5 protein-coding genes are annotated in these 5,993 nt (G+C 67.2%); 1 reads left to right on the top strand and 4 read right to left on the bottom strand.

The features are described from left to right. Window positions 1–112 precede the first annotated feature (112 nt). The 4 genes from QQS14_RS15965 to QQS14_RS15980 all read right to left on the bottom strand — a co-directional run bounded on the left by QQS14_RS15965 (window position 113) and on the right by QQS14_RS15980 (window position 2,891). Window positions 113–664, bottom strand: a complete 552-nt coding sequence (locus tag QQS14_RS15965) for a peptidylprolyl isomerase (protein WP_285908014.1) — start codon at window positions 662–664, stop codon at window positions 113–115. Between the two features lie 61 nt (window positions 665–725). Further along, window positions 726–1,991 (bottom strand): glycosyltransferase, encoded by a 1,266-nt coding sequence (locus QQS14_RS15970; RefSeq protein WP_285908015.1) that lies wholly within the window; start codon window positions 1,989–1,991, stop codon window positions 726–728. Between the two features lie 4 nt (window positions 1,992–1,995). Next, window positions 1,996–2,406: a response regulator gene (locus QQS14_RS15975; protein WP_285908016.1), complete on the bottom strand. Its 411-nt coding sequence runs from the start codon at window positions 2,404–2,406 to the stop codon at window positions 1,996–1,998. A 242-nt stretch (window positions 2,407–2,648) separates the two neighbouring features. Continuing rightward, window positions 2,649–2,891 carry a hypothetical protein gene (locus QQS14_RS15980; protein WP_285908017.1) on the bottom strand — a complete coding sequence of 81 codons (243 nt, stop codon included), beginning with the start codon at window positions 2,889–2,891 and terminating at the stop codon, window positions 2,649–2,651. 188 nt (window positions 2,892–3,079) lie between these two features. Here QQS14_RS15980 and QQS14_RS15985 point away from each other — a divergent pair. Further along, window positions 3,080–5,993, top strand: a 2,914-nt coding sequence (locus QQS14_RS15985) for a sigma 54-interacting transcriptional regulator (RefSeq protein WP_285908018.1), incomplete at its 3' end; no start/stop codon positions are given.

Genomic DNA, 5,993 nt, shown 5'->3' on the forward strand with positions numbered 1-5,993 from the left:
CGAATTGGATAACGAAATATTGACTGACAACTGGTCATCCGCACGACACGCATGAAAAAGGCGCGCCTCCCCGGGGAGGCGCGCCTTTTTCATGTCCTGTGACGGGGCGCGGCTATTTTGCGGCCACGTCGGCGGCCACCTGCATGCGGATGATGCGGTCCGGGTTGCGGACCATGCCGCTTGAGCCCTGGCCCTTGCTGATTCTGTCCACGAATTCCATGCCCGAAGTGACCTTGCCCCAGACTGTGTACTGGCCGTCAAGGTAAGAGGCCGGGGCAAAGCAGATGAAGAACTGGCTGTCGCCGCTGTGCTCGCTCTGGGAGCGGGCCATGCCCACCGTGCCGCGCACGAAGGGCTCGCGGGAGAACTCGGCGCGCAGGGTTTGGCCGGAGCCGCCCCGGCCGGTGCCGGTGGGGTCGCCGGTCTGGGCCATGAAGCCCTCGATGACGCGGTGGAAGACGACGCCGTCGTAGAAGCCAGCGCGCACCAGTTCCTTGATCCGGGCCACATGGGCCGGGGCGAGGTCGGGCCGCGTCTCGATGACCACGCGGCCGGAGTCGAGGTCGAGGTACAGGGTGTTTTCGGGGTCGGCGGCGTGGCCGGGCGCGGTCAGGAGCAGGAGCAGGAGCAGGGCGGCGGTCAGGGTCTTGGCGGTGTGGGTCATGGTCATTGTCCGTGGTTTGTGGGGTTGCGGCGGCTGTGCAGTCGGTGCTCGGGGCAGATCGTCAGTTTACGACCCTCTTGTCAAGGGGGGCGAAGCGGGCCGGTCCGTCCTTGGCCGCCTGGGTCAGCAGGCTCAGGTGGGCGGGCAGGCATTTGCTCAGGCAGTAGCGGTCCAGGATGGTGCGGCGGGCTCCGGCGCGCAGCGGCAGCAGCTCCTGCTGGCGCACCAGAGCCTCGATCACTGTCTCGGCGATGCGCGTTGGCGAGCGAAAATCCGTGAGCAGGCCGTTCTCGCCGTGGCGCAGCACCTCGCGCACCGGCTCGGTATCCGAGCCGACCACCAGGGCACCGCAGGACATGGCTTCCAGGAATGACCAGGAGAGGACAAAGGGCCAGGTCAGGTAGACGTGGGCCGACGAGGCCTGGAGCACCCGCTTGTACCAGCCGTAGGGCAGGGGGCCGGTGAAGTGGACCCGGCTCTCGTCCACGGCCACCTTCTCGCGCATGAGCGACTTGTAAGACTGCCCCTCGGGGAGCCTCGGGCTGTAGCAGATGCGGTCCTCGCCCACGATGAGCACATGGCAGCCGGGCCGCGCATCGAGGATGGCGGGCAGGGCCTCGTAGAACTGGGGAAAGCCGCGATAGGGTTCGAGCCCCCGCGAGCAGTAGGTGACCAGTTCGGTGGCCCCGGTCAGGTTCGTGCCGGGCAGGTCGAGCTGGTCGATGGGCAGCAGCCCGTTGTCGGCTGGTGAGAAGTACACGGTGTTGATGCCGTCGTGGGCCTGGATGATCTTGGATTGGAACTCGGCCGGGAACTGCGAGCGCTGCCAGGCCGTGGGAGCCACCCCGGCGCGACAGGAGGCCAGATCGTGCAGGATGGCCGTGTTGCGCAGGCGGATGGCCGCCAGCTCGGCCTCGTTGCGGGGCCGGGCGTCAAAGGTGGTCTCCGGGCTGTCGGCCCGGTAATACCACTCGAAGTAGCCGATGAACGGGGTATCGGGGTAGGCGTCGCGCAGGAACATGGTCTGTCCCCAGCCAGAATGACCGAGGATGACGTCGGGCACGAACCCCTGCTTCTTGAGGCCGATGCAGAGCTGGAGCAGCCCGGCGCCGTGGCGCACCGCGTCGTCGAACCCGCCCGCCAGGGGATGGGTCTTGGACGGCTCGCCCACCGGGGTGAAGACCGCCTTGGTCACGCCGGGAATGGTCCATTCCTTGCGCGGGGTCTTGGTGGCAAAGACGATGGTGTTGCCGGGAACCCGGCCCAGGTGCTCGGCGATGTGCCTGAACTGGGCCGGGAAATTGTTGTGGGTGATGAGGATGCGCATTTCGTCAGGAAGTGGATATGCCTCTGGTGTTGGCGGCCGCTCTGGCTGGCTTGCCCAGGCAGCGGTTGATGTAGCACTGCAACTCGCTGCGGTCCAGGGGTTTGGCCAGGAACAGGGTGGCCCCCAGCTTGAGCAGGCCGGATATCTCGGTCATGCCCACCACCGCAGACATGATGATGATAGGCAGGTTCGCGAACTGCTGGTCGCCGCGCAGGGTCATGATCAGTTGCTGGCCGTCCATCTCGGGCATCATGATGTCCGTGAGCAGCAGGTCGAAATCGTTGCATGCGGTCAGGGACTCATAGGCGTGCTTGCCGTGCGGGCTGACAAACGCGGTGTGCCCGAGGTCCTCGACGATCCTGACCGCCAGCTTCTGGGAAATCCTGTCGTCTTCGGCGACGAGTATTTTGGCCATGGTCCCCCTCCCTGCAAGGAACACCTTCCCCCACGCCCGGCGAGGGAGTGGGACCTCCATGAGTATCAAGCTGGCGGAAAAAGTAAAGGCAATAATCCCTGACCACGGCCTGACACCGGGGCGCGACACTGGGGCGCGCCGGTGTGCGCAATGGTGTCGCGGGCGTTCTTTCGACAGGGTGCCTCCGCTGCCCGGTCGCGACGCGCCCTGTCGGGGCTGGCGCGTCGCAGCCCGGGCCTGGGTCAGACCCGCTCGATCTTCATCGCGTTGCCGAATTCACAGGACAGCCGGTAGGTGTTGCCCCCGGCCTCGAACACGTGCTCGTTGCCGGGAAACAGTGTCGCCGCCGGAGAGAATCCGTCGTTGATCATGATGTCCTTGGCCTCGCCGCTCGACTCGAAGCGGACAGACGTGCCGTCAGCCAGGGTGACGATTTCGCCGTCGTTGAGTTCCAGGGGCAGATCGGTTTCGGTGAACGAAGACATGGCGCTCCTCCTGTGTGCTGTTGTGAACAGAACGGTCCTCCACGTTTCTCCCATACACCCTTGCGCACAAAATGGACAGCCCAAACTGGACATCCGGCATTGGGACGATGCGCGGCCTGATGCCGAACACTCTTGGGGCTGGTGATAATCGCACAAGTGATGTATGGGGTTTTTCAGGAGAATCGCCTGTGAGCCCGATATTTCTCGTCGCCGAGAGCGATCACGAGACGCGCAGCCTCGTCGCAGACACCCTGGCAGCCAGGGGGTATCGCGCGGAGTGCGCCGGAACCATGGCCGAGGCGCGCGCCCTGATGGCGCGTCTTGAGCCGGACATGATCCTGGCCGCCCTGGATCTGGACGGCGGGCACGGCTACGAACTGCTGCGCATGGCCCGGGACAACGGCTGCGACGCGCCCCTGGTCCTGCTGGTGGACCGGGATATGGACGACCCCGGCGGGGTGGTGGTCCGGTACGGGGCCATGACCTATTTGCGCAGGCCGGTGGAGAAACACCGCCTGTCCATGCTCGCCTGCCAGGGGCTGGAGCTCAAGGCGGCCATGGTCAGGGAGCGCGAGATGGTTGCGAGGCTGGCCCGCGCGTCCGGCTTTATCGGCTCCCTACTCGATGCGGCGGGTGAAGCCGTCTTCCTGCTCGACGACACCGGCACGGTGACGGCCGTGGGCGAAGGCGGCGCGGCCATGCTCGGCCGACTTGGCGAGGACTTGACGGGCGCGCCCTATCTCTCTCTGCTGCCCGCAGACGCGGCGCGCTTCCATGGCGAGGCCCTGGCCCGGGCCCGGACCACCCGGCTGCCGCAGCGCCTTGAGGAGTGCCGGGACGATCTGGCGCTTGATGTCCTGTTTCGGCCCGTGTTCGATGGTGACGCGCCTGCCGGGTCCGTGGTCCTGTGGCGCGACACGGCCCCAGCCAGGCGCAAGGAGGCCGATCTGATCGAGAGCCGGTTGCGCTATGGCGGGGTCCGCGACGCCGTGCGCGACGCGGTCCTGGTCTTTGACTGCGCCGACGGCGTTATCCTCGACTGCAACGAGGCGGCTGAGCGGTTCTACGGCCACCCCCGCCAGACCTTGGTCGGCATGGCCGTGGCCGGGCTGCTGGCCGAGCCGGAGCCAGTCATGGAGGCGATCCGCTCGGGCGTGGCCAGGATGTCCCTGACCAGCCACCGGCGCAAGGACGGCACGGTCTTTCCGGCCGAGATGTCCCTGGCCCGTTTCCACCATGGCGGGCGCGACGTCTGCACCGCCTGCGTGACCGATGTCTCCCGCCGCCGGGCCGTGGAGGAGGCGCTGCGAGAGGGCGCACGCCTCTATCGCGCCGTTGTAGAGGACCAGACAGAGCTGATCTGCCGCTACACGCCCGATGGAGCCCTCTCCTTTGTCAACGAGGCCTATGCCAAGTTCTTCGGCGTGGACGGCGACGAGGTGGTGGGCCGCGAGTTCTTCCCGGCCCTGGCCGGTGACGAGCGGCGCGACGTGCGCGCCTGGCTGCGCGAGGCCGGGCCGGAGAGGCCCGTGTTCGACCGCGAGCAGCGAGTGGTCCGCCACGACGGAGCCGAGCGGTGGGTTCTCTGGACCAACCGGGCGGTCCTCGACCACCGGGGCGCGGTCATCGAGATCCAGGCCGTGGGCCGCGACATCACCGAGCGCAAGGAGGCGGAACACGCCCTGACTCTGGCCATGGCCGAGAAGGAGCAGTACCGCCTCAACCTGGAAGCCACCTTCCGCAGCATCCCGGACGCCATCATCACCGTGGACAGCGAGCTTCGGGTTATCGCCACCAACAGCGCGGCCGCCACGCTCCTGGGAATCGACCGCGAACACGCCCGGGGCAGGCACTTCTCCGAGCTGCTGCCCGTGCCGGGCAATGCCTGCCAGAGCGTGCTCTCCCAGGTGCTGCGCACCAGCCGGTCCGTGCACGGCTACGAGGCGGAGTTTGCGGTGCCGGGCCTTGGGGTGCGCACGGCCGAACTCAACTGCACCCCGCTCATCGACCAGGACAAGCGCCACGCGGGCGCGGTGCTCGTGGTGCGCGACATCTCGCGCATCGCCGACCTCGAAAAGCGGCTCCACGAGCGCCAGGGGTTCCGGGGCATCATCGGCCGCAGCTCGGCCATGCAGGACATGTACAGGCTGCTTGAGCAGCTCTCGTCGCTCGATTCCACGGTCATCATCCTCGGCGAGTCGGGCACGGGCAAGGAGTTGGTGGCCGAGGCGCTGCACTATGGCGGCTCGCGGGCCGGGCACCCCATGGTCAAGGTCAACTGCTCGGCCCTGACCGAGAGCCTGCTTGAAAGCGAACTGTTCGGCCATGTGCGCGGGGCCTTCACCGGGGCCATCCGCGACAAGGTGGGGCGCATCCAGGCGGCCGAGGGCGGCACCCTGTTCCTGGACGAGATCGGCGACATCTCGCCGCTGATCCAGCTCAAACTGCTGCGTTTTCTGGAACAAAAGGAATACGAGCGGGTGGGCGAGTCGCGCACATGCACGGCGGACGTGCGCATCATCGTCGCCACCAACGCGGACCTGCGCCACGCCGTGCGCCAGGGCATCTTCCGCGAGGATCTCTATTACCGGCTCAACGTCATGCCCGTGGCCCTGCCGCCGCTTCGGGACAGACAGTCGGACATCCCGCTGCTGATGGACCATTTCCTCGAACTCTTTTCAAACCAGTTCGGCAAGGCCTTTGACGGCGTGTCGGGCGAGGTCATGGACCTGTTCATGAGCTACGGCTGGCCGGGCAACATCCGCGAGCTGCGCCACGCCCTGGAGCATGCCTGCATCCTCTCTCCGGGCGGCGAGATCACGCTGCGGCACATGCGCCGCGACTTCGTGGACCAGATGTTCGGCGGGACGCAGGCCGGGCCTTGGGCCGCATCTGCCCCTGTCGCGGCCACGGATATGTCCATGGCGAGGGGTACGCCCCAAGGCGGCGGGGATTGGCCGGCGGCCCGCGCCGGAAGGGCGGACAAGCGGGCCGTGCTGGAAGTGCTGGAGCGGTGCGGCGGGAACAAGGCCCGGGCCGCAAGGCAGCTCGGCATCCACCGGGCCACCCTCTATCGCAGGCTCAAGGCCTGGGGGCTGGCCG

Source organism: Pseudodesulfovibrio pelocollis, from assembly GCF_030282845.1.
GTDB classification, from domain to species: Bacteria; Desulfobacterota; Desulfovibrionia; order Desulfovibrionales; family Desulfovibrionaceae; genus Pseudodesulfovibrio; species Pseudodesulfovibrio pelocollis.